General features: G+C 69.6%; 17 protein-coding genes and 3 pseudogenes. 10 read left to right on the forward strand and 10 right to left on the reverse strand.

Annotated elements, in window-relative coordinates:
- The first annotated feature begins 268 nt into the window (after window positions 1-268).
- Window positions 269-3,226 carry an AAA family ATPase gene (locus tag ACX28W_RS07245; protein WP_458997913.1) on the forward strand — a complete coding sequence of 986 codons (2,958 nt, stop codon included), beginning with the start codon at window positions 269-271 and terminating at the stop codon, window positions 3,224-3,226.
- A gap of 204 nt (window positions 3,227-3,430) precedes the next feature.
- Here the strand turns inward: ACX28W_RS07245 and ACX28W_RS07250 are convergent, their stop codons facing one another.
- The 5 genes from ACX28W_RS07250 to ACX28W_RS07270 all read right to left on the reverse strand — a co-directional run bounded on the left by ACX28W_RS07250 (window position 3,431) and on the right by ACX28W_RS07270 (window position 11,275).
- A complete protein-coding gene (locus tag ACX28W_RS07250) occupies window positions 3,431-6,805 on the reverse strand; it encodes a pyruvate carboxylase (RefSeq protein ID WP_458997914.1) in 3,375 nt (1,124 codons plus the stop codon).
- A 226-nt stretch (window positions 6,806-7,031) separates the two neighbouring features.
- A complete protein-coding gene (locus tag ACX28W_RS07255) occupies window positions 7,032-8,510 on the reverse strand; it encodes a DEAD/DEAH box helicase (protein ID WP_458997915.1) in 1,479 nt (492 codons plus the stop codon).
- Between the two features lie 235 nt (window positions 8,511-8,745).
- Window positions 8,746-8,949, reverse strand: a complete 204-nt coding sequence (locus ACX28W_RS07260; protein WP_062705208.1) for a cold-shock protein — start codon at window positions 8,947-8,949, stop codon at window positions 8,746-8,748.
- Between the two features lie 171 nt (window positions 8,950-9,120).
- The gene (locus ACX28W_RS07265) at window positions 9,121-9,588 is read right to left on the reverse strand and encodes a winged helix-turn-helix transcriptional regulator (RefSeq protein WP_458997916.1); all 468 of its coding nucleotides are present in this window, start codon (window positions 9,586-9,588) and stop codon (window positions 9,121-9,123) included.
- A 154-nt stretch (window positions 9,589-9,742) separates the two neighbouring features.
- Window positions 9,743-11,275, reverse strand: coding sequence for an MFS transporter (locus ACX28W_RS07270; protein WP_458997917.1), 1,533 nt, complete (start codon window positions 11,273-11,275; stop codon window positions 9,743-9,745).
- A 526-nt stretch (window positions 11,276-11,801) separates the two neighbouring features.
- Between ACX28W_RS07270 and ACX28W_RS07275 the strand changes: the two genes are divergently transcribed.
- Window positions 11,802-12,191: a hypothetical protein gene (locus ACX28W_RS07275; RefSeq protein ID WP_458998007.1), complete on the forward strand. Its 390-nt coding sequence runs from the start codon at window positions 11,802-11,804 to the stop codon at window positions 12,189-12,191.
- 131 nt (window positions 12,192-12,322) lie between these two features.
- Here ACX28W_RS07275 and ACX28W_RS07280 read toward each other — a convergent pair whose 3' ends face one another.
- Together ACX28W_RS07280 and lpdA are read right to left on the reverse strand one after the other, a co-directional pair.
- The gene (locus ACX28W_RS07280; protein ID WP_458997918.1) at window positions 12,323-12,931 is read right to left on the reverse strand and encodes a TetR/AcrR family transcriptional regulator; all 609 of its coding nucleotides are present in this window, start codon (window positions 12,929-12,931) and stop codon (window positions 12,323-12,325) included.
- Window positions 12,932-13,436: 505 nt separating this feature from the next.
- The gene (gene lpdA, locus ACX28W_RS07285; RefSeq protein ID WP_458997919.1) at window positions 13,437-14,849 is read right to left on the reverse strand and encodes a dihydrolipoyl dehydrogenase; all 1,413 of its coding nucleotides are present in this window, start codon (window positions 14,847-14,849) and stop codon (window positions 13,437-13,439) included.
- 214 nt (window positions 14,850-15,063) lie between these two features.
- Here lpdA and ACX28W_RS07290 point away from each other — a divergent pair, with 214 nt between their 5' ends.
- The gene (locus ACX28W_RS07290) at window positions 15,064-15,195 is read left to right on the forward strand and encodes a hypothetical protein (protein ID WP_458997920.1); all 132 of its coding nucleotides are present in this window, start codon (window positions 15,064-15,066) and stop codon (window positions 15,193-15,195) included.
- 51 nt (window positions 15,196-15,246) lie between these two features.
- Here ACX28W_RS07290 and ACX28W_RS07295 read toward each other — a convergent pair whose 3' ends face one another.
- Window positions 15,247-15,414 (reverse strand): hypothetical protein, encoded by a 168-nt coding sequence (locus ACX28W_RS07295; RefSeq protein WP_458997921.1) that lies wholly within the window; start codon window positions 15,412-15,414, stop codon window positions 15,247-15,249.
- A gap of 248 nt (window positions 15,415-15,662) precedes the next feature.
- On the opposite strand from ACX28W_RS07295, the gene ACX28W_RS07300 reads away from it, so the two are divergent.
- Window positions 15,663-15,989, forward strand: a complete 327-nt coding sequence (locus ACX28W_RS07300) for an alpha/beta hydrolase (protein WP_458998008.1) — start codon at window positions 15,663-15,665, stop codon at window positions 15,987-15,989.
- A gap of 314 nt (window positions 15,990-16,303) precedes the next feature.
- A complete protein-coding gene (locus tag ACX28W_RS07305; protein WP_458997922.1) occupies window positions 16,304-18,193 on the forward strand; it encodes a propionyl-CoA synthetase in 1,890 nt (629 codons plus the stop codon).
- A gap of 562 nt (window positions 18,194-18,755) precedes the next feature.
- On the opposite strand, the gene ACX28W_RS07310 is transcribed toward ACX28W_RS07305, so the two are convergent.
- A complete protein-coding gene (locus tag ACX28W_RS07310; RefSeq protein WP_458997923.1) occupies window positions 18,756-19,256 on the reverse strand; it encodes a PaaI family thioesterase in 501 nt (166 codons plus the stop codon).
- Window positions 19,257-19,348: 92 nt separating this feature from the next.
- Between ACX28W_RS07310 and ACX28W_RS07315 the strand changes: the two genes are divergently transcribed.
- The 4 genes and pseudogenes from ACX28W_RS07315 to ACX28W_RS07330 all read left to right on the forward strand — a co-directional run bounded on the left by ACX28W_RS07315 (window position 19,349) and on the right by ACX28W_RS07330 (window position 21,621).
- On the forward strand, window positions 19,349-19,816 hold the full coding sequence (locus ACX28W_RS07315; RefSeq protein WP_458997924.1) for a winged helix-turn-helix transcriptional regulator: 468 nt from the start codon (window positions 19,349-19,351) through the stop codon (window positions 19,814-19,816).
- An 18-nt stretch (window positions 19,817-19,834) separates the two neighbouring features.
- A pseudogene (locus tag ACX28W_RS07320) lies at window positions 19,835-19,979 on the forward strand (alcohol dehydrogenase catalytic domain-containing protein); the annotation flags it as partial.
- Between the two features lie 186 nt (window positions 19,980-20,165).
- Window positions 20,166-20,813 (forward strand): annotated as a pseudogene (locus tag ACX28W_RS07325) (NADP-dependent oxidoreductase); the annotation flags it as partial.
- Between the two features lie 97 nt (window positions 20,814-20,910).
- Window positions 20,911-21,621 (forward strand): alpha/beta fold hydrolase, encoded by a 711-nt coding sequence (locus ACX28W_RS07330; protein ID WP_458997925.1) that lies wholly within the window; start codon window positions 20,911-20,913, stop codon window positions 21,619-21,621.
- 102 nt (window positions 21,622-21,723) lie between these two features.
- Here ACX28W_RS07330 and ACX28W_RS07335 read toward each other — a convergent pair.
- Window positions 21,724-21,939, reverse strand: a pseudogene (locus ACX28W_RS07335) (alpha/beta fold hydrolase); the annotation flags it as partial.
- A 588-nt stretch (window positions 21,940-22,527) separates the two neighbouring features.
- On the opposite strand from ACX28W_RS07335, the gene ACX28W_RS07340 reads away from it, so the two are divergent.
- Window positions 22,528-23,262 (forward strand): VOC family protein, encoded by a 735-nt coding sequence (locus ACX28W_RS07340; protein ID WP_458997926.1) that lies wholly within the window; start codon window positions 22,528-22,530, stop codon window positions 23,260-23,262.
- The last annotated feature ends 24 nt before the right edge of the window (window positions 23,263-23,286 follow it).

A 23,286-nucleotide genomic window follows, 5' to 3' on the forward strand; every position in this document is an offset into this window, starting at 1 on the left:
ATCTCGACGGCTCCCGTCGTGCAACGGCTCGCGCGGCTCGACCACCCGTCGACCTCTTCCCCGTGCCGCGGAAGACCACACGGGACGGCCTCGCGGCACCCCTCGCCCGGCGCGTCGGGGAAACTCCCCTTGTTCGCCGGGGATTTGAAGTTTGGCGAGCCCCGAACCCGGACCAGGAATTCCGACCGCCCACGCCGATCACCCTTCCGGGGGCACGCTGGTGACATGACGGACGGCCGCAATGGAGCGGCAGGCGTACGGGGGCGTCATGGACGAAACAGCGATGACCGGCGTACCGGCGGGCGGCGCGGCACCCGATCCGGTCTGCGTACTGGACGACATGTGTGCGAACGGCCCACGGCTCGCCGCGCCGCACGAACCGTACGGCGTCTCGGTTTCCGCCGTCCCGGGCATTCCCGCCGCCGCACCGGACGTTCCCGCCGTACCCGGTGGGGCGATGTCCGGCCCCGGGACCGACGCCCTGGTCGGCCGGAGCGCCGAACAGGACCTGCTGGCCGGTCTGGTGGACGACCTGCCCCATGGGGGCGGTGCGCTGCTGCTGAGCGGTGAACCGGGGATCGGCAAGAGCATGGTGCTGCGTCACGCGGCCGCCCGCTGCCAAGGCGCCCAGGTGCTGTGGGCCTGCGGAGTGGAGTCGGAAGCCGTGCTGCCGTACGCGGTGCTGGCCGATGTGCTGCTGCCGCTGCGCCACCACTTCGGCGAACTGCCGCCGGCCCAGCGGCGAGCCGTGGAGGGCTGTCTGACGCTCGCGGACGTGACCGAGCCGAACCCGTACGCGGTGTGCGCGGGCGCGCTCGGCGTACTGGCCGCCGCCGGGGAGACGCGGCCCCTGCTGGTCCTCGTCGACGATCTGCACTGGGCCGATCCTTCGTCACGACAGGTCCTGCAGTTCGTGGCCCGGCGGCTGGCCACGGAGCGAGTGGCTCTGGTCATGGCCGCACGCAGTGGGCCGGAGGAGGACGGGATCCAGGAGAGCGTGCCGCGCGCCGCGCTGGGGCCGCTGAGGGACGACGAGTGCTGGACGCTGCTGCGGCGCCACGGTCTCGACCGGGCGGATCCGGCGGCAGGCCGGATCGTACGGCTGGCGCACGGAAACCCCTTGGTCCTGGTGGAGTACGCGGCGGCGCTCGCCCGGGCCCGTGCGAGCGGTGCCGAGCCGTGGGACGACTCGTGGGAGGCACCGGGGCCACTGGTGGAGGGCGCGTGGCGCGGGCAGCTGCGCACGCTGCCCCCGCGCAGTCGCGAGGCGCTGGTGTACGTCGCCGCCAGCCGGACCCCGCAATGGCCCCTGCTGCAGCGGGCGTTGGCGTCCGACGGGCTCACGACGGCCGATCTGGACGCGGCCGAGGCGGCCGGCCTGGTGCGGATGCGGGGCGGCGCGTGCGAGCTGCGGCATCCCGTGCTGCGGCCGGTGGTGCTGGGACAGTGCGCCACGGTCCGGCGGCTGGAGGTGTACCGAAGGCTGGCCGGCCTGTGCTCGGGCGAACTGCAGACCTGGTACCTGGCCGCTGCCGCCCCCGGTCCGGACGAGTCGGTCGCCGCTCGCCTGGTCTCCGACGCCCGGCAGGCCCGGCAGCGCGGTGCGTTGGCGGCCGCCGCGCCCGCCTGGCACCGCGCCGCCGAGCTGTCGCCGGACCCCGCCGACGCGGCCCGCCGCCTGTTCGAAGCCGCGCGCGACGCCTTCTACGGCGGTACGACGCGCGACGCCGCCCAGTGGTGCGAACAGGCTCTGGCGCACAGCCAGGACCCGTTGCTGACCGCGGACATCGAGCTGCTGCGCGGCCAGGCCTGCACCTGGCTCGGAAATCCGGGCCGCGCGCACCAGTTACTGGTCGGCGCCGCCCGCGCGGTGGAGTCGGTGGACCGCTCCCGTGCCTGTCAGCTGTACGGGGCCGCGGTGGTGCCCGCGACGATGGACGGCCAGATGCGCGGCGCATGCGACATCGCCGCCCGCTGCGAGGAGCTGGCTGACGGCACCCGCGGCACACAGCGCCGGCACGCCGCCGTCATGCGCGCCCGGGCGCAGGCTCTCGGCGGCGACGTACGCGAAGGCCGTAAGGCCCTGCTCGCCCTGCTGGAGGAGACGCGCGGCCGGCCCGGCCCCGAGGAACGCCAGGCCACGATGGAGATCGCGCAGGGCCTGTCCTGGACGGGGGACAGGGACCTCGCCCGCCGTGTACTGGACACGGCGATCGAGGGGATGCGCCGCGACAACTCCCCGGCCCTCCTGCCGTACGCGCTGCTGGGGCGGTGCGAGGTGGAGATGTGGTCGCGCTGGCCGATGGCCCGCGCAGACGCCACCGAGGCGCTGCGCTGGGCCGAGGAGTTCGGGCATCTGGCGATGACGGGCTACGCGTTGGTCCAGCTCGCGCGGTTGGACGCGCTGCGCGGCGACTTCGCGGACTGTGAGCGGCGGGTGGCGCAGTACGAGCGCTGGTGCGGCGGCCGACTGCGCGGCCTCACCCTGTTCGCACGCGGTGCGCTCGGTACGTCCGCACTGGCCGCCGGTGATCCGGAGGGGGCGCGTACGCACCTGGAGGCGGCGTTCGCGATGGCGGACAGGATGGGGCTGGTCAATCCCTCCCTGATGCCGTGGGTGGCCGACCTCGCCGAGGCCTGTCTGCGCACGGGGGCGCGGGAGGGGGCCATAGCCGTCGCGGACTGGCTGCGGGAACGCGACGCGGCGACCGGTCTGGCGTGGCCGGCGGCCGCGCACGCGCGCTGCCGGGTGATGCTCGCGCACTCCGCCGAGGAGGCCGCCGACTGGCTGGCTGTCGCGGAACGCGCCCATGCAGACAAGGAGATGGCCTTCGAGCGGGCTCGGACGCGGCTCGTCGGAGGAGCGGTGCTGCGCCGGTTCAGGCGGCCGTCGGCGGCACGTGAGCCGCTGCTGTTCGCACAGCGGACGTTCACCGCGCTGGGCGCCGTGCCGTGGGCGGTCCGGGCCGCGGCGGAGGTCGCGGCCACCGGGCACCGCACCGCCGTCCACGGGAACGAACCGCCGCCGGTGGCACTGCTCACGCCGCAGGAGCTCCAGGTGGCACGCGCCATCGGTGAGGGACTCAGCAACGTCGAGGCCGCCGCGTCGCTGTTCCTGTCCCGCAAGACGATCGAGGCGCACCTCACCCGCGTCTACCGCAAGCTGGGCGTCCGTTCCCGCTCGGATCTGGCCCGCTGCCTGGCGCACGCCGGGGTGACGGGGTGACGGGGAGCGGGCGCGCGGGCGAGTTCTCGGTTTCGTCGAGGCCCATGGGTATGTCTCGATCGACGCCGTGTACGCCGACCACCGGGTAGCACGCGGCGGGGTCCGCCGGCGGACCGTGCGCGGCCCGGCCGCCGTGCGGGCGCCGTGGCAGCGGTGCCGTCGAACACCCGGTGCTCCATCTCCCGCAACGTGCCTTGTAGGTGCTCACTCGATTTCGAAGAGAAGGTCGCCGCCCTCCACCTGCTGGATCTTGTTGATGGCGAGCCTGGACACCCTCCCGGCCTTCGGGGTGGTGATCGCGGCCTCCATCTTCATCGCCTCGATGGTGGCCACCGTGGTACCGGCCGCCACCTCGTCGCCCTCGGCGACCGCGAGCGTCACCACTCCGGCGAACGGCGCGGCGACGTGGCCGGGGTTGGTCCGGTCGGCCTTCTCCGTCGCCGGGACGGCGGAGGCCGCCGAGTCATCGCGTACCTGGATCGGCCGCAACTGGCCGTTCAGGGTGGACATCACGGTGCGCATGCCACGTTCGTCGGCCTCACCGACGGCTTCCAGCTCGATGAGGAGCCGAACGCCCGGCTCGAGGTCGACGGCGTACTCCTTTCCGGGCCGCAGACCGTAGAAGAAGTCCTTGCTGTCCAGCACGCTGGTGTCGCCGTAGGTCTGCCGGTGTGCCTCGAAGTCGCGCGTCGGGCCGGGGAACAGCAGCCGGTTGAGCGTCGCGCGCCGGTCCTTCTCCAGTCCCGCACGGTCCTCAGCGGTCAGCTCCTGCACGGGCTTGGCCTCGGCGCGCCCCTCCAGGGCCTTGCTGCGGAACGGCTCCGGCCATCCACCGGGCGGCGTCCCCAGCTCACCGCGCAGGAAGCCGATGACGGAGTCGGGGATGTCGAACTTGTTCGGCGTCACCTCGAACTCCTCGGGCGTCACCCCGGCGCCGACCAGATGCAGGGCGAGATCGCCGACCACCTTGGAGGACGGGGTGACCTTGACCAGCCGCCCGAGCATCCTGTCGGCGGCGGCGTACATCGCCTCGATCTCCTCGAACCGGTCGCCGAGGCCCAGCGCCACCGCCTGGGTGCGCAGGTTGGAGAGCTGACCGCCGGGGATTTCGTGGTCGTACACGCGTCCGGTCGGCGAGGCCAGGCCTGCCTCGAACGGTGCGTAGATCTTACGGACGCTCTCCCAGTACGGCTCCAGCTCACCGACGGCCCGCAGGCCCAGCCCGGTGGGCCGCTCCGAGTGGTCGGTGGCGGCGACGATCGCCGACAGGGACGGCTGCGAGGTGGTGCCCGCCATGGACGCCACCGCACCGTCCACGGCATCGGCGCCGGCGTGGATCGCGGCCAGATAGGTGGCGAGCTGGCCGCCCGCCGTGTCGTGGGTGTGGATGTGCACCGGCAGGTCGAACTCGCGCCGCAGGGCTGATACGAGCGTCGCCGCGGCCGGGGCCCTCAGCAGCCCCGCCATGTCCTTGACGGCCAGGACATGGGCCCCGGCGGCCACGATCTGCTCGGCCAGCCGCAGGTAGTAGTCCAGGGTGTACAGCCGCTCGGACGGGTCGGACAGGTCGGAGGTATAGCACAGGGCGACCTCGGCGACGGCCGTTCCGGTCTCCCGCACCGCGTCGATGGCGGGCCGCATCTGCCCGACGTCGTTGAGCGCGTCGAAGATCCGGAAGATGTCGATCCCGGTGTCCGCGGCCTCCTGCACGAAGGCGTCGGTCACCTCGGTCGGGTACGGCGTGTACCCCACGGTGTTGCGGCCGCGCAGCAGCATCTGCAGACAGATGTTCGGTACGGCCTCGCGCAGCGCGGCCAGGCGCTCCCAGGGGTCCTCGGCGAGGAAACGCAGCGCGACGTCGTAGGTGGCACCGCCCCAGCACTCCAGTGACAGCAGCTGTGGCAGGGTCCGCGCCACCAGCGGGGCGACGGCGAGCATGTCCTTGGTACGGACTCGGGTGGCGAGCAGCGACTGGTGTGCGTCCCGGAACGTGGTGTCGGTGACGCCGATGGTGGGTGACTCGCGCAGCCATCGGGCGAAGCCCTCCGGGCCGAGTGCGGTGAGCTGCTGCTTCGAGCCGGCCGGCGGTTCGCCGACGGGCAGCGGCGGCAGTTTGGTGCTCGGGTCGATCAGCTCCGGCCGCTCGCCGTGCGGCTTGTTCACGGTCACGTCGGCGAGATGGGTGAGCAGTTTCGTGCCGCGGTCGGCGGAGTGACGCGAGGTGAGCAGGTGCGGGCGCTGTTCGATGAACGACGTCGTGACCTGGCCCGCCTGGAAGTCCGGGTCGTCGAGAACGGCTTGCAGGAACGGGATGTTCGTGGCCACGCCGCGGATGCGGAACTCGGCCACGGCACGCCGGGCGCGGTTGACCGCCGTCGTGAAGTCCCGGCCCCGGCAGGTGAGTTTGACCAGCATCGAGTCGAAGTGCGCGCTGATCTCCGTACCCGCGTGGGTGGTGCCGCCGTCGAGGCGGATGCCCGAGCCGCCGGGCGAGCGGTAGGCGCTGATCCTGCCGGTGTCCGGGCGGAAACCGTTGGCCGGGTCCTCGGTGGTGATCCGGCACTGCAGTGCGGCGCCGCGCAGGGTGACGGTCTCCTGCGCGAGGCCGAGGTCGGCCAGTGTCTCGCCGGCGGCGATGCGCAGCTGCGCCTGTACGAGGTCGACGTCGGTGACCTCCTCGGTCACTGTGTGTTCGACCTGGATGCGCGGGTTCATCTCGATGAAGACGTGGTTGCCGTCGCGGTCGAGCAGGAACTCGACGGTGCCCGCGTTGCGGTAGCCGATCTCCCGGGCGAACCTCACCGCGTCGGCGCAGATCCGCTCGCGCAGCGCCGGGTCGAGGTTCGGCGCCGGCGCCAGCTCGATCACCTTCTGGTGGCGGCGCTGCACCGAACAGTCTCGTTCGAACAGGTGAATGACATTGCCGTGCCCGTCGGCGAGGATCTGCACCTCGATGTGGCGGGGATCGACGACGGCCTTCTCCAGGAAGACCGTGGGGTCGCCGAAGGCGGATGCCGCCTCGCGAGCCGCCGCCTCGATGGACTCGCGCAGCAGCGCGGGGTCCTCGACGCGGCGCATACCGCGCCCTCCGCCGCCGGCGACCGCCTTGACGAACACGGGAAAGCCGACGGCTTCAGCGGCTCGCACCAGTTCGTCCACGTCGGCGGAAGGCGCGGAGGAGCCCAGCACCGGTACGCCGGCCGCGCGGGCGGCGGCCACCGCGCGCGCCTTGTTCCCCGTCAGCTCGAGGATCTGCGCGCTCGGCCCGACGAACGTGATGCCCGCCTCCTCGCACGCCCGTGCCAGCTCGGGGTTCTCGGACAGGAAGCCGTAGCCCGGGTAGACGGCGTCGGCGCCGGCCAGTTGGGCCGCACGGATGATCTCCTCGACGGAGAGGTAGGCCCGCACGGGGTGCCCCGGCTCACCGATCTCATAGGCCTCGTCGGCCTTCAGCCGGTGCAGCGAGTTACGGTCCTCGTGCGGGAAGACGGCGACGGTTCTCGCGCCCAGTTCATAACTGGCGCGGAAAGCGCGAATCGCGATCTCGCCACGGTTGGCGACCAGTACCTTGCGGAGCATCCCCGGTCCTTTCGACCTGCCGATGAGGAACCCCATGGTCCCGGCAATACCGCCGCCGTGCCATGAGAGTCAGGTCACTCACCCGGATGCCTCCGGCTGAGGCCAGGTGCCCGGCCGGGGCGGGTAGCGTGCCCCGGCCGGATCACGGACCTACGAGGAGCCCGCGCTCGGCCTAGGGGGTGTCGTTTGGATCACCCCGGGTCCGCGGTGATCCAAACGACACCCTCTAGGCGCCACGACGGACCCGGGCGGCCTTGCGGGCCTCGGCCGTCTGGCGGGCCTCCGCAGACCGCCGGGACTCGCCGCCGGCGCGACCGGACCGACCCGGGCGTGTGCCCAGACCCCGGAAGGGGGCACCGCCGCGCTTCGGGCGCTCTGTGGCCGGCCCGCTGCCGCCGACGGGCACACCGGAGGGGGCCTGGGCGCCGGTGATGCGGCTCAGCTCGGCCTCGCCGGAGCGGACCTGAGTGACCTGCGGCCTGATACCCGCGTCGGACATCAGACGGGCCATGTCACGGCGCTGGTTGGGCAGGACCAGTGTGACGACACTGCCGGACTCACCGGCGCGGGCGGTACGGCCGCCACGATGCAGGTAGTCCTTGTGGTCGTTGGGCGGGTCGACATTGACGACAAGGTCGAGGTCGTCGACATGGATGCCACGGGCCGCGACGTTGGTTGCCACCAGCACCGTGAGATGGCCGGTCTTGAACTGTGCCAGGGTGCGAGTGCGCTGGGGCTGCGACTTACCGCTGTGCAGTGCCGCGGCCTTCACACCGCTGCTCAGCAGGTGCTTGGTGAACTGGTCAACGCCGTGTTTGGTGTCCAGAAACATGATCACCCGCCCGTCGCGGGCGGCGATCTCGGTGGCCGCGGCGTACTTGTCGGCGCCGTGCACCTGCAGCACGTGATGCTCCATCGTGGTGACGGCGCCCGCCGACGGGTCGACCGAGTGCACCACCGGGTCATGGAGATAGCGACGCACCAGGAGGTCGATGTTGCGATCCAGCGTGGCCGAGAACAGCATGCGCTGGCCGTCGGGACGTACCTGGTCGAGCAGTTCGGTGACCTGGGGCATGAAGCCCATGTCGGCCATCTGGTCGGCCTCGTCCAGGACAGTGATGTTCACCCGGTCCAGCCGGCAGTCCTTGCGCTCGACGAGATCCATGAGGCGGCCCGGAGTCGCGACGACGACCTCGGCCCCGGCGCGCAGTGCGCCGGCCTGTCGGCCGATCGACATGCCGCCGACCACGGTGGCCAGCCTCAGCTTCAGCAATTGGGCGTACGGGGTGAGCGCATCAGTGACCTGCTGGGCCAGCTCGCGCGTGGGGACGAGAATCAGGGCCAGGGGCTTCCGGGCCTCGGCACGCTGCCCGGCCGTGCGCACGAGAAGGGCCAGGCCGAACGCGAGCGTCTTGCCCGACCCGGTGCGCCCCCGGCCCAGGACGTCGCGGCCTGCGAGGGAGTTCGGCAGTGTGGCGGCCTGGATCGGGAACGGCTCGTTCATGCCGAGGTCGGTGAGCAGCTTCAGCAACTCGGTGGGGATGTCCAGTTCCCCGAAGGTCGCGACTGCGGGGAGGGCCGGGGTGAGGGCGACCGGCAGCGCGAACTCACCCTGCGACCGGGAGCGGGCACCCCGATCGGAACCGGCGAAGCCATTCTTGCGGGTGTGGGAGAAGCGATCGTACGTACGTGCTGAACGGTTCATGAGAACCTTCCTCGATATGGCACGTATCGAGGAATTCTCGGCAGGCATGAACCGAATGAATTGCAAGATCGAGCCAAAATGTAAGATTAAACAAATCTGGTCGATCCGGCACGGTGAGTGACGACGCTCGACAGTGAGTTCCAGGTTCACCCGACGTCGGGCGCACCCCGCAAAACGCAGCAAGCTGGGACCCCACCGCGAGGTGTGGGTCCCAGCTGCCTCATACGCTTCAGCGTCAGGCGGGAGTGATGTTCTCTGCCTGCGGGCCCTTCTGACCCTGCGTGACGTCAAAGTTCACCTTCTGGCCTTCCTGGAGCTCACGGAAGCCCTGGGCGGCGATGTTCGAATAGTGGGCGAAGACGTCCGGGCCGCCACCATCCTGCTCAATGAAGCCGAAGCCTTTTTCCGCGTTGAACCACTTAACGGTGCCAGTAGCCATGCCAAATCTCCTTCTGTACCTAAAGATCAATCTTAGCACGGCGAGCATATCCAGGCCCGGCGGCACCAGTTTTCGGCCGTGCCGCCACACCCACCCGCTGCGCAGATTTCTGAACCTGCGGCCATGGATATCCACGCCGGCAGACGAAGAACCGGCTGCACCGGCAGCCCCTCAGGGAGGAACGGCCGCCCGCCCAGGGGTCGCTACGTCGCCTGCAGAACCTGAACCACCGGACCTTCGCCTGTCTGGCGTGGGCGGTCTGACCGTTGCCGGTGAGCCGTTCGCAGGAAGGTGGTCCTGCGCCCACACGGTCAGGGCGGCCAGGGGGATGAGGAAGGCGTTGCCGTGGGCAGAGAGGGTGTACTGGGTGCGCGGCGACGGGCCCGGCCGGACGGTTCGGGCGACGAGGTCCACCGTGGTCAGTTCCTGAAGGCGCTGGGCGAGCATGCGGTCGCTGATGCCGGGGACGCGCTCGCGAAGCTGAGCGAAGTCGGCCGGGCCTTTGGCCAGGGCCGCGATGATCAGGCCGTTCCAGCGTTTGCCCAGCAGGGCGAAGGCCCGGGTGAGGGTCGGAAGGGGCTCGGGCAGTCGCTGGGGTTCGGACCGGTGCGTCGGCTGAGCGCGCCGCGGGGTGGTCATGGTGTCTGTCCCTTCTCAGTACGGCGCCGGGCATCGTGGTGCGACGCCTGACGCCGTACGTCGTCGTGACCGTGTCGGGAGTCGGCTCGACCTACCGGGCCGCACAGCCGGAGGGTGTGCGGCCCCATGTGGAGGGCGCTCACCCTCCGTGAGATCAGCCCATGTGGAGGGGGGCCGCACCCTCGGCGTGGTGCTGCTTGCCGGCGTTGACGGCCGCGAACATGACTGCCATGCCGGCCAAGAACACGACGCCCGCAGCGACGAAGGCCATCGTGTAGCCGTGCGTGAGGGCCTCGCCCGCCCTTGCCACCAGGGGGAAGTCCTTGACGGCCAGGCCCCGGTAGAGAGCGGAGGCCGCCTGGGGCAGCTTGTCGTCGGCCGCGGACGTGGAGATCGTCGACAGAACGGCGAGACCGAGCGCGCCGCCGATCTGCTGGGCGGTGTTCAGCAACGCCGAGGCCATGCCCGTGTCCTGGTGGTCGACGCCGCTCACCGCACCGAGCGTCAACGGGACGAAGCTCATGCCCAGTCCGATGCCGGTGACGAGCATCGCCGGCAACAGGTGCCCGGCGTACGAGGAGTCGGCCTTCAGGGTGGCGAACCAGAACATGCCCGCCGCGGCGACCAGCAGGCCCGGTCCGGCGATCAGCCGGGGTGCCATGTGGCTGACCAGCTTGGAGCTGACGCCCGCGGCGGCCGCCATGCCGATGCTGAAGGGCAGATAGGCGAAGCCGGTCTTGACCGCGCTGTAGCCGAGGATCAGCTGCATGTACAGCGTCAGGAAGTAGAACGTGGCGAACATGCCCGCACCGAGGAGCAGCATCGAGGCGTAACTGCCGGAGCGGTTGCGGTCCTTGAGCAAGCGCAAGGGCATCATCGGCTCCGCGGCACGCGACTGGATGACCAGGAACACCGCCAGCAGTACGCCCGCCGTCGCGAAGGAGGCCAGGGACAGGCCGTTCGTCCAGCCGTGCTCGCCGCCGCGCGTGATGCCGTAGACCAGGGCTATCAGACCGCCGGTGCCGGTGATCGCGCCCGGGACGTCCAGGCGGCCGGGGTGGCGTTCGGCCTCGACGAGAGTCTTCGTGCCGGCGAGGACGGCCAGGCCGATGGGGATGTTGACGAAGAACACCCAGCGCCAGTTCAGGGCGTCGGTGAGGACGCCCCCGAGCAGGAGGCCGGCCGTGGCACCGACGCCGGCCATGCCCGCGTACACGCCCATGGCCGTATTGCGGGACTTGCCCATCGGGAAAGTGGTGGTGATGAGAGCCAGCGCACTGGGCGCGGCGAGTGCCGCGCCGACGCCCTGCAGAATGCGGGCGCCGATCAACAGCCCTTCGTTCGGGGCGAGTCCGCCCAGCAGGGAGGCCAGGGTGAAGACGAGGATGCCGACCTGGAACATCCGCCGACGGCCGAAGAGGTCGCCGGCCTTGCCGCCGAGCAGCATCAGCCCGCCGAAGGCCAGCGCGTAGGAGTTGACGATCCACGCCAGGTTCGCGTCGGACATGCCGAGATCGGTCTGTATGGCGGGCAGGGCGATGTTGGTGATGGTGTTGTCGAGGACCACCATCAGCTGGGCCGCGGCGATCACGAAGAGCGCGATGCCGAGGTGCCGCCCGCCCGGGGGAGCCCCGGGCGCATCGGTACCCAGCTGCGCGGGGGTGGTGATCGTGCTGTCGGCAGACAAGGGAGAACTCCTAGGGATGGCGAGGAAGCGCGAAAAAGAATTTCATCCGGACGAGAAAGAGCCTGGAATGTCAAATCGATTTCCGGGATCGTCCGGATGCAGGGCGAGAGAGAACGATTGGCACGTTGTCAAGCGCCGTGCCCGTTGAACAATTCGAGCGGGTTGCGGTGCACAGTCCCGCCTCGGGACAGAAACGGACCCTAACACCCGACCACCACTGCCTGCACACCTCCCCCGTGTGATTGTTTTCGCGCTTGACGGAGCCGGCCGATTTGTGATCGAAGCAGCGAGACGAGGAAATTCCCGAGGAACATAAACCTGGCAGAGTTGTCAAATGCAGAATCCCTTTCGGGATTTCCGTATACGACCAGCGGCGCAAGCGCTTCGAGGTCGCCGGCGCACGGCGGTCGGATCGACGACGGTCCAGGAGGCCCAGGTTCGACCAGCTCGGGGTGACAGGGGTTGGTGAGCTCCCCGGCCACCACCGCGATGCGCCGGGTGCTCTGCGTGGACAGCGGCCTTCCTTATCCGGGAGCGTGATAACGCCGCGGTCCGCGAGTGCGCCGAGAAGTCCGACAAATGGTTGCCGCCACATTCTCGGCTGGACGAGGAGCAGATAAAGAGGATCGTCGCAACCGTCTCCGAGCAGGCGCTTGCCGCCATCAAGACCGCTATCAAGACCGTGCAGGACCACGTCAGGGCCTTCGCCCAGAACCAGAGGGAATACCTGGCCCCTTTCGATGTCGGGACCGAGCCGGGTTCCTTCCTCGAGCAGAGGAATATCCCGGTCGTCGCGGCCACGGCGTTCGACACCGAGCCCCTTCGGCAACGCCTACGTTGCCGAAGCCAAGCGGCAGGAATCGACGTGCTCAGCCAGGCCGACCGGGCGACAGATTCGGCCGCCTGGACCGGGTGATTGCCGGCCGACTGCGAGCAGCGTCAGAGTGGGTCGGTCGACTCCGCCTCAGTGAGTGAGACCAGCCTGCGCCGCACGGCTGTCCGCACCGTCACGGATGTGACGACTCGCAGGGAAGGTTGCCGACCTCGTCACGGAGATGCCCGGCCGACGTCGGCGAGAGCGGCATCGACCAACGACTCCGCGATGGATCGCGCGCACGCGCCGGTGCGACTGCTGTTGAGTGCTGTGCCACGTGCGGCCGCACCGTCAAAGAGCAGCGCCAGTTGCTCACCGAGGGTTTCCGGGTCGGCGACCCCGGCCTGCCGTGCGATGTCCGTGAGACGGCGGGCGAACTCCCTCTTGTACGCCGCGGCCAGCTGATGGGCGGAATGCCCAGGGTCAGGCACCTCGACGCTCACGTTCAGGAACGGGCATCCCCGAAATGGAGCGGCGGTTTCCGGCCGCTTCCAGTCGAAGACGGCGAGGAGCTGCTCACGCGGGCTCGGTGTCGGTTGGGCGGGTGACAGGGGGACGGGTAGGAGAGCGTCCACCAGGGACTGCAGGTATGCCCCGACGAGCTCGTCCTTGCTGGGGAAGTGCGTATAGAGAGTGCGTTTCGACACTTCGGCGACGGTCGACAGCTGATCCATCCCGGTCGCCTTGATCCCCTGCGCCGTGAACAGCTCGGTCGCCGCTTTGAGGATCCGCTCCCGGGCGCCACGCCCACGACGCCTACGTACGGGGTGAGTTTCGGTCACAGCCTTAAGGATACCGATCGTTTTACATAGCCGGTGGGCCAGCTACGGTGGAGGCCTAAGTAGACTGATCGTCTTACTTAGCCACGCCCGGCATCGCACCGCACGCGGGGGGTCTCGGCGCCGCATCCATCCAGGGCGCGCTCGGCGCCCTCAGATCGCCCCGCCGGGCCATGGTCCGGACCGGCACCTCACCCGCCACCACCCGCCCCGACCCGCACGGGGGACGTCGGCCACCTCGACGCGGAGGGCTGTCTGACCCTGGTCGGGCGATCGAAGGACATGATCATCCGCGGCGGAGAGAACATCTACGCCAAGGAGATCGAGGACGTGCCGGCGGGCAACCCGTCCGTCATGGAGGCTGATCGGCGTGCCGGACGAGAAGGGGGGCGAAGACCACCTCACCGGCAGGCGGGCGCGACCGGTTGGGCCGCATGCTTGACCTGCTGATGGACGCCATCCGGCACCCGGCCGCACGCACGCCGCGGTCCGGGCGTTCCCCGCCCCACTACATGTTGATCATGTGGCCGGCGAGGCCGTGGACGGCTTCCTTGACCGCTTCGCCCAGGGTGGGGTGGGCGTGGACGTTGCGGGCGACCTCGTGGACCGTGAGGTCCCACTGCTGGGCCAGGGTCAGCTCGGGAAGCAGTTCGGTGACGTCCGGGCCGATGAGATGGCCTCCGATGAGCTCGCCGTACTTGGCGTCGCTGATCAGCTTCACGAAGCCGGTCGCATCGCCCAGGCCGTGGGCCTTGGCGTTCGCGGTGAACGGGAACTTGGCGACCTGGACGTCGAATCCCTTCTCCCTCGCCTGCGCCTCGGTGTAGCCGAAGCTGGCGATCTGTGGCTGGCAGTAGGTGGAGCGCGGGATCATCGCGTAGTCCAGTTCCATGGTCTCGGCGTCCGCGAGCGTCTCGGCGGCGACCACGCCCATCGCCTCGGCGGCGTGCGCAAGCATCAGTTTCGCGGTGACGTCGCCGATGGCGTAGATGTGCGGGACGGAGGTCCGGCAGCGGCCGTCGACGTCGATGGCGCCGCGCTCGCTGACGGGCACGCCGGTGTTCTCCAGACCGTAGCCGGTGACGTTCGGGGCGAAGCCGATCGCCTGGAGGACCTTGTCGGCCTCCAGGATCTGCTGGGCGCCGTCCTTGCCGGTGACGGTGACGCGGACCTGCGGGCCGGACTCCTCGATGGACTCGACGCGGGTCGAGGTGAGCACGCCGATGCCCAACTTCCGGTACTGCTTGGCCAGTTCGGCGGAGACCTCGACGTCCTCCAGTGGGGCGAGGCGGTCCAGGAACTCGACGACGGTGACCTTCACGCCGTAGTTGTGCAGGACGTAGGCGAACTCGATACCGATGGCCCCGGCGCCGGCGATCACGATGGAGCGCGGCAGGTCCTCGGCGAGGATCTGTTCCTCGTACGTCACCACCCGGGAGGTGCGGCGAGTGCCGGGCAGCAGCTTGGGGGTCGCTCCGGTGGCGATGATGCAGTGGTCGAAGTTGATGGTGCGGGTGTTGCCGTCGTAGTCGGCCACCTGGACCGTGTGTGGGTCGAGGAACGTGCCGCGACCGCTGATTTCCGTAATCTTGTTCTTCTTCATCAGGTAGTGGACGCCCTTGACCCGGCCGTCCGCGACCTTCCGACTGCGGCGGAAGGCCTCCCCGTAGTCGAAGGAGATCTGCCCGTCGACCTTGATGCCGAAGGTCTTCGCCTCGCGCGTGAAGATGTGTGCGAGCTCGGCGTTGCGCAGCAGGGCCTTGGTGGGGATGCAGCCCACGTTCAGGCAGACACCGCCCCAGTACTTCTCCTCGATCACCGCGACGCTCTTGCCCAGTTGGGCGGCCCGGATGGCGGCAACGTATCCGCCGGGGCCCGCGCCGAGAACGACGACGTCGAAGCGCTCACCCTGCTCGTCCATGGACGGTTCCTTTCCGTCGGCGCGGCCGGCTCCCCCGCGAGGGGCCGACTCGCTCCTGATCGAACAACCTGTTCATCAACTCAACAGCGGTGGCTTCCGCCACCGCCCGCCGCAGGGGGACCGCTGGCGGACGAGGGAGGCGACCACCTACATGGTCCACCACCTCGGCGGCGATCCCTCGGACGTCCGCTTCAGCGTCCCGATGCCGTGATCTATGCCCGCGCAGCAATCATCGACGGCGGGCCGACGCCTCGTCGACTTCGTGTACTCCGGCCTCGGCGGCACCGAGCCTGAGGGTGTCGAGCCCGAAGGCCACGACCGGGCCGTGTGCACCGGGCCTCAATGACGGCATCCGGGCCCGCCGCGTGGCCGGCGCCCCACGCCGGGAGGGGTCCCGTCATCTCGTACGGATAGCGAGGTCGTGGACGATGCGGTCGCTGCCACCGGCGATCTCCTCCTCCGAGTAGCCCAGTCGACGGAACTTCGCGATGTTGCAGGGCCGGAGGAGACGCTCCGGAATCCGGGCGACCTGGTCCTCCGGCTTCAGCAGACCGGTCTGCCGCACCGGGCACCCCGGCCCCCGCCGCGGCCGCCGTCCTGGACCGCTCTCCCCCGCCCACAACCGCCGCTGGTGCTCCAGGTCCCGCTGTGGCAAACCCCGCCGAGGTCCGCCTCCCCCAGGCCCGAGCCAGGCGCAGTGAGCGCACCCCGGATGGCTGACGACGGAGTTCGCGCCGATCGGCCGGCGGGACCGCGCTCAGCTCACTCGGCCGGCCTCACACGAAAGGCGCGGGCGCCGACCCCGACCGAGCGCTGCTCCACTTCCACTTCGGCGGGTCGGTCACCGCCTCGATGCACTCGGACCGCAAGGCCGCCGGCCACATCGCGAAGGCGGCCGGCGCCCGTTCCCTCGTCGTGGACTTCCGCCTGGCGCCCGAACACCCCCACCCGGCGCAGCTCGACGACGCCGAGACGGCCTACCGGTGGCTGCTCTCGCAGGGCTATGAGCCGGGGCACATCGGCAGCCCGGGCCACTCGATCGGCGGCACGCTCGCGGTGATGCTGCCGGGGCGCGTCCCCGAGGTGGACCAGGCGATCCAGCAGATGGGTGCGTGGCTGAGGCGCCATCTCGGCGCATGAGCGGAAGAACGGCTCGTCACCGGCTGCGGCCGGGCTTCGGCGAAGTCCGGCGCCGTCCTGTTCCGGAGGTTCTCCCGGAACAGCAGGAACCCGGATGCACAGCGATCCGCACGGGCATGGAGGGCATGATTGCGGGAGGCTCGTAGGCCAGTCCGCCTGCGCCACCGCGATAGCGGTGACCGGCGGCTGGTGTCAGCCGTCCTGCTCCACCCTGTCGGCCGACACGCGGTATTCGTGTCCCACACCGCTCTGTACACCACCGCCGCAGTCCGGCCCCGAAGCGGCAAAACCCCGAAGCCACAAAGGAGTGCGCGATGGGAATGTACGAGGATGTCTTCCGCGCCAGTACCGAGGACCCGGAGAGCTTCTGGCTGAAGGCGGCAGAGGGCATCGACTGGGATGTCACTCCACAACGCGCCCTGGACTCCTCGGGCGCACCCTTCTACCGCTGGTTTCCCGACGGTCGGCTCAACGTCTGTTTCAACGCGGTCGACCGGCACGTCGAAGCCGGCCGCGGCGAACAGCCCGCGATCATCTATGACTCACCCGTGACCGACACCCGGCGCACCTACACCTACGCGCAGCTGAGGAACGAGGTGGCGGCCTTCGCCGGAGCACTCGCGCAGCTCGGCGTGGGGCACGGCGATCGTGTGGTCATCTACATGCCGATGGTCCCCGATGCCGTTGTCGCGATGCTGGCCTGCGCACGCATCGGCGCGGTCCACTCGGTCGTCTTCGGCGGGTTCGCCCCGCCCGAACTCGCCCTCCGCATCGATGACGCGGCCCCCAAGGTGGTCGTCTCCGCCTCCTGCGGCATCGAGGGCAAGCGTGTCATCCCGTACAAGCCCCTGCTCGACCGGGCGATCGAACTCGCGGTCCACAAGCCGGAAAAGAGTGTGATCCTGCAACGCCCGGAGGAGCCGGCCGAGTTGGGGCCCGACGATCTCGACTGGGGCGACCTGGTCGCCGCCGCTCCACCGGCCGACTGCGTTCCCGTTCCCGCCACCGATCCCCTCTACATCCTCTACACGTCCGGAACGACCGGGAAGCCGAAGGGAGTCGTGCGCGACTGCGGCGGCTACGCGGTCGCGCTCCACTGGTCGATGGGAGCCGTCTACGACGTGGGCCCGGGCGAGACGATGTTCACCGGCTCCGACGTCGGCTGGGTCGTCGGGCACTCGTACATCGTCTACGCGCCTCTGCTGGTCGGCGCCACGACGGTCCTGTACGAGGGCAAGCCGGTCGGCACCCCGGACGCGGGCCAGTTCTGGCGCGTTGCCGCCGAGTACCGGGTCAAGACCATGTTCACGGCACCCACCGCCTTCCGGGCCATCCGCAAGGAGGACCCGAAGGGAACGCTGACCGCGGACTACGACCTGACCGACCTGCGCTACCTCTTCCTCGCCGGCGAGCGCCTCGACCCCGAGACCTACCACTGGGCGAGCGCCCTCCTGGACGTCCCGGTGATCGACCACTGGTGGCAGACCGAGACCGGCTGGCCCATCGTCGCCAACCCCGTGGGCATCGAGGCCGCTCCCCTCAAGCCCGGCTCCCCCACCCGACCTCTGCCGGGCTGGGACGTCCGCGTCCTCGACGCCTCGGGCGATCCGGCGCCCGCGGGCGTCGACGGTGCGATCGTCGTGAAGCTCCCCCTGCCGCCCGGTGCACTCCCCACTCTCTGGAAGGACGACGACCGCTACGTCGCCTCCTACCTCTCCGGCTACGCCGGCTACTACCTCACCGGCGACAGCGGCCACATCGACGACGACGGCTACGTCTTCGTCATGGGCCGCACCGACGACGTCATCAACGTCGCCGGACACCGGCTGTCCACCGGCAGCATGGAAGAGGCCCTGGCCGCCCACCCCGACGTCGCCGAATGCGCCGTCATCGGCGTCGCCGACACCCTCAAGGGACAAGTACCGCGCGGCTTCGTCGTCCTGAAAGCCGGCATCAGCCGCGAACCGAGCGAGGTCGAGGCCGAACTCGTCCAGCTCGTACGCGAACGCATCGGTGCCGTCGCCTCCCTCAAGGACGTCACGGTCGTCGCCGCCCTGCCCAAGACCCGCTCGGGAAAGATCCTGCGCAAGACGATGCGCGGCATCGCCGACGGCCACGACGAACCCATCCCCTCCACGGTGGACGACCCCGGCGTCATCGAGGTCCTGCGCCCTGTTCTCCGCCGCGCCGGTCACACCCCGTGAACGGCTGACTCACGGCCGGCCGACGATGGGCGAGCGCGGCCACCGGACTCCGCGGGCACGGCCCGTCGACCACGCCGTCGCGGCCGGCGCCGACGCCACGGTGGCGACGAGGAACTCCTCTTCACCCTCCGCAAGCTGTGGCCGACCGCACTGATGCTGAACCGGCCCGACACCGACATCCCCACCGGTAGCAAGGACGTCGAAGACGGCCTGGCCGATGTCATCACCGTCGCCACCATGACCCTCGCCAACCCCGACCTCGTCGAGCGCGTACGCTCCGCCGCACCCCTGAACACCGCCGACCCCGCCACCTTCTACGGCGGCGGCGCGTCCAGCTACACCGACCACCCCACCCACGCCGACGGACGGCAGGCCCGGCGCCCGAGGGAACCGCCGGCTTCGGGCGCCTCGACACGGCTGCGGCGCACGGCGGCCCGGCAACCCGAGGAGCTACAAGCCGCCACCGACGTGCGCCGTAGCCGTTTCGCCTCGTACCCCGGCGTGCTGCGCCGAGGTCAAAGGAGTCCGGCGCCACCGCACAGACACCGGTCGCAGCTGAGGGTCATCCTTGAGGGGAAGGCACCGGGAAGAGCATGCAGCTACTGGTGGCATGGGCGAGCAGACGACCCGTCGCGTCGACCAACTGCGCCTGGGCCAGGGCGATTTGACGGCCATTGCTGACAACCGTGCCGATGGCGCGCACCGTGCCCGTGTCCACGGTGATCCGCCGCAGGAACTTCACCGTCAGGTCGAGCGAGGTGTACGCCATGCCCTGCGGGAGAGTCGACTGGACGGCGCAACCCGCCGCCGAGTCGAGCAAGGTGGCGAAGATGCCGCCGTGCACGCTGCCGATCGGGTTGTAGTGCTCCTCACCCGGCGTCAGGGAGAAGACTGCCCTGCCGTGCTCCACCTCGTCCAGGGTGAAGTCGATGGCGTAGCTGATGGGCGCCCCCGGCAACTGCCCCGCCTGCACCTCGCGCAGGAAGTCGATGCCGGCCATGCGTCCGGCGGCTTCCGCCAGGATCGCGGGATCTTCCCAGTGATACGTACGTGTTCGTCCCACGACCGAGCGCCTTCCATCTGGCTTTTACAGGTGAAGCTAGCCTCTCGCTCAGCTGACTGTCAATGACGAAGCCAGACCCTTAGGATGGCAAGATGGAGTGGCTTGAGGCGAGCACGGAGAACTGCCCCGTCCAGCGCACGCTCGACGTGGTCGGAGAGAAATGGACGTTGCTGATCGTGCGTGACGCCATCAACGGAGTCCGCCGCTTCGACGACTTCCACCGACACATCGGCTTGTCGGAGGCCGTCCTCAGCGACCGCCTCCGAAAGCTGATCGCGGTCGGCATCCTGAAGACCGTCCCCTACCAGGAGCCGGGCAGCCGCCCCCGCAACGAGTACCGCCTGACCCGCAAGGGCTGGGACCTGTGGCCCGTCGTGATGGCGCTGAGCCAGTGGGGCGAGGCGCACACCCTCGGTCCCGAGGGCCCAGTACTGGACGTTCGCCACACCGACTGCGACGCTCCGGTCCGCGTCGTCGTCGAGTGCTCCGCGGAGCACTCCGCCCTGGCCCCTGGGGAAGTCACCGCCCGGCTGGGACCTGGTGCCCGCCTTCGGTCGTGAGCCATCGGCCTGGGACCCATCAACCCGCTCGACCGCATGATCCGGGACGGGGAGATGAAGGCGATCCTGCCGTACCGGGTCCCGTTCGTCCTGGGCAACGACCTGGCCGGAGTGGTGGCCGAAGTCGGTGCGGCCGTTACGCGGTTCGCGGTGGGCGACTAGGACCTGTCCGGTCGATCACGGTGGAGGAAAGCAGCGGCGCCTGTCCGATGCCGGTGAGCGGGGTGTGGTGCGTGCAGCTGCAAGGCGGAGGAGGGCGGCGACGCGGAGCGTCGGCAACCGACGACAACTCCGCAGATGCGCGTGCCACACCCCGCGTCTCCGCCGTGATCGACCGGACAGGTCCTAGGTCTTCGCCCGGCCCGACAAGGACCGGATCGGCACGTTCGCCGAACTCATCGCGGTGCACCAGGACGACCTGGCGATCAAGCCGGCCACGCTGACCATGGAGGAGGCAGCGTCCCTTCCCCTGGTCGCCCTGACCTCGTGGCAGGTGCTGGTCGAGCGGGCGCACCTTCAGCCGGGTGAGAAGGTCCTCATCCACGCGGGTTCCGGCGTCCTGGGCACCATCGCCCTCCAGTTGGCGAAGCAACTGGAGGCGCATGTGGCGACCACCACGAGCACGGCCAACGTCGACCTGGTGAAGCGTCTGGGCGCGGACGTTGTCGTCGACTACAAGAAGCAGGCGTTCGAGACGGTGCTGCACCACTATGACGTCGTCCTGGACTCGCTCGGCGGCGAGACGCTCAAGAAGTCCCTGGACGTGCTCAAGCCCGGCGGGAAGGTCATCAGTGTCGCGGGCCCTCCCGACGCCGCTTTCGCCAGGGAGCTGGGAGCGAATCCGATCATCCGGCTGGTGAGGTCCGCGCCGAGTTTCCGGACCCGACGACGCGCCCGGCGCCGCAACGTGACGTACTCGTTCCTGTTCATGAAGGCCAGCGGGGACCAGCTGCGCGAGCTCACCCCTCTCATCGAAGCGGGCAAGATCCGACCCGTCGGTTCTGCCGGGCAATCAAGGTCCTCCACGAGCGCCGGAACGACACCGCCAGCGGCAACGCGAAGGGCCCTGAAACCCGCTACAGAAGGACCTGGACATGAACACGCCGCGGAATCCCCCATCCCCCTCGACGTCGTCGTACAAGAACGCGTCGACCCGCTCCGTGTCCGTTAGCGGCATCGAGCGGCTCCATGCCGGACACGATCGAGGCGATGGCTCGCGACGCGATGCTGTTCGTCCGAGCCCTCGGGTTCGACCAGGTCGATCTGCTCGGCCTGTCGATGGGCGGTTCATCGCACAGGTCATCGCGAAAGAAGAACCGCGCCTCGTCCGCAAGGTCATCTTCGCAGGCACGGGTCCCGCCGGGGGCCCCGGCATCGACAAGGTCCCGGCACTCACCGTCCGGGCCACACTCAAGGGCGCGCTGACCCGCCAGGATCCCAAGCTCTCCCTCTTCTTCACCGAGACCGCAGGCGGCCGACGGGCCGGACGTGCCTTCCTCGAACGGCTGAAGGAACGCACGCACCACCGCGACAAAGACATCTCCCTGCCCTCGGTCCGCGCCCAGCTGAAGGCCATCAAACAATGGGGCCGCCAGGCACCGTCGGACCTGTCGCACATTCGCCAACCGGTCCTCATAGCAAACGGTGAGAACGACCGGATGATGCCCAGCCAGAACACACTCGACCTGGCCGCACGCCTGCCCCAGAGTGAACTCGTCCGCCTCTACCGGGATTCCGGACACGGGGGAATCTTCCAATACCACGATGAATTCGTGACAAGGGCGCTTGAATTCCTCGAGTCCTGAACCTGAGCGGCTGTAGTCCAGCGCCGACTCGCGCCCGTCGGGCACCTTGGTGCCCTTCCGGTTCACCACCGTCCGATCGAGGAGTTGTCTGGGCGCTTGGTAACTGTCGACGGTCGGTCCCACGAGCACGAGCCCAGCGACGCGGTCCGGATGCCGGACGGCCGCATCGACGGACACCTGACAGCCGAAGGAGCCACCAAGGAGCACCACCTGCTCCAGACCTACGGCGGTGAGCCACTCGACGAGCGCGTCGGCGAGCGCGCGCAGGCCCAGCGGGCGCAGGGGCCCGCCGCTCGCGCCGAATCCGGGGAGGTCCACGGACCACGATCACGGCCGCGGCGAAGGATCTCAACGAACGGGAGGAATTCCCGGCTGGAGATCCCGGCGCCGTGGACGCACACCACCGACGGCGCTGATCCGGCGATCCGCCATGCCATCATCTGCCGGCCATTCGCCGTCACAGTGATCTGTTGCATGGCTCATGCATACCCACGCTCGTGGCCACCGCGTTCGGTTTGTAGCGCCGAAGAGCGGCTCGCTCCGATCGGAGCAGCTTGAGCCCCGCCTGTTCGCCCCATCGGTGCTATGCCCCGCGGTGCCGTTCGAGTGCCCGGTGTGGAGAGAACCTTTCACGCATTCCCCTGGCCTAGACCCGGAATCCGTTATTTCGTAGAAGGCGAATCCTTCGGTGCGCAGTAATTCGCCCTGTCCGCACAAGATAGCAGCCGAAAGCCGAGGCCCCCCTTTCGGTAATTAACAGCTTGTGACCTCCCGGACACTTTTTGTCAGTCAGGGCTTCAGTGTGGGGTATCGTGGAGAAGTTCCGGTCACCCCTCAGCGGATGGGTTGGAGCTTGTGTCGACATCAAGTGATGCGGTATTCGGCGCTCCGTGCTGGGTCAGCCTCATGGCCCGCGATCTGCACGCCGCTGAGGATTTCTACGGCCGAGTATTCGGCTGGGAGTTCCGGCCCACACGGCTCGGCGAGGAATTCTCCGTCGCCTTCCTCGACGGAGCCCCGGTCGCGGGCCTCGGTGCACTCGCCACGCGCCTGGCCGTGGCCGTCGCGTGGACCCCGTACTTCGCCGTCGACGACGCCGACGCGGTCGCTGGGCGCATTCGCGAGCGCGCCGCCACCGTCGCTGTCGGCCCGCTCAACCTCGGTACCGGCCGGGCCGCATTGGCCGCGGACCGGGACGGTGCGGTCTTCGGCATCTGGCAGGGCAGGGTCATCCCCGACTGGGGTGTCGGCAAGGAAGAGGCGCCCGCCTGGCTGGAACTGCGCACCAGGGATGCGTTCGAAGCGGCGATCTTCTACGCCGAGGTCCTCGACTGGGGGTGTGGGCAACCCGGCTGCTGCCAGGTGGCCTACGAGGACGACCAGGTTGTCCTGCGCCACCACGGCACCGCCGTCGCACGGCTCGTCGGCGGCGCGATCGAAGCCGCTCCCGACCCACACATCCAGCCTCGCTGGCACGTGCACTTCTACGTCCCCGACATCGACTACGCCGTCGAGAAGGCCATCAAGCTCGGCGGCAGCACCGTGTCACCCGACGGGACCATCGACGCCGCCGCCGACCAGGCGATGCTGCGCGACCCGGATGGAGGACTCTTCACGGTCACCACCCGCACATCCGGATAGCCGGCCCTTCGCCGCCCTCATGGA

The sequence above is a fragment of the Streptomyces sp. SD15 genome, from assembly GCF_054462255.1.

Excerpts from the sequence above, each read along its gene's own strand:
- ACX28W_RS07245 (WP_458997913.1), top strand. The coding sequence starts at position 269 with ATGGACGAAACAGCGATGACCGGCGTACCGGCGGGCGGCGCGGCACCC.
- ACX28W_RS07250 (WP_458997914.1), bottom strand. The coding sequence starts at position 6,805 with ATGCTCCGCAAGGTACTGGTCGCCAACCGTGGCGAGATCGCGATTCGC.
- ACX28W_RS07255 (WP_458997915.1), bottom strand. The coding sequence starts at position 8,510 with ATGAACCGTTCAGCACGTACGTACGATCGCTTCTCCCACACCCGCAAG.
- ACX28W_RS07260 (WP_062705208.1), bottom strand. The coding sequence starts at position 8,949 with ATGGCTACTGGCACCGTTAAGTGGTTCAACGCGGAAAAAGGCTTCGGC.
- ACX28W_RS07265 (WP_458997916.1), bottom strand. The coding sequence starts at position 9,588 with ATGACCACCCCGCGGCGCGCTCAGCCGACGCACCGGTCCGAACCCCAG.
- lpdA (WP_458997919.1), bottom strand. The coding sequence starts at position 14,849 with ATGGACGAGCAGGGTGAGCGCTTCGACGTCGTCGTTCTCGGCGCGGGC.
- ACX28W_RS07290 (WP_458997920.1), top strand. The coding sequence starts at position 15,064 with ATGCCCGCGCAGCAATCATCGACGGCGGGCCGACGCCTCGTCGACTTC.
- ACX28W_RS07305 (WP_458997922.1), top strand. The coding sequence starts at position 16,304 with ATGGGAATGTACGAGGATGTCTTCCGCGCCAGTACCGAGGACCCGGAG.
- ACX28W_RS07315 (WP_458997924.1), top strand. The coding sequence starts at position 19,349 with ATGGAGTGGCTTGAGGCGAGCACGGAGAACTGCCCCGTCCAGCGCACG.
- ACX28W_RS07330 (WP_458997925.1), top strand. The coding sequence starts at position 20,911 with ATGAACACGCCGCGGAATCCCCCATCCCCCTCGACGTCGTCGTACAAG.
- ACX28W_RS07340 (WP_458997926.1), top strand. The coding sequence starts at position 22,528 with ATGGCCCGCGATCTGCACGCCGCTGAGGATTTCTACGGCCGAGTATTC.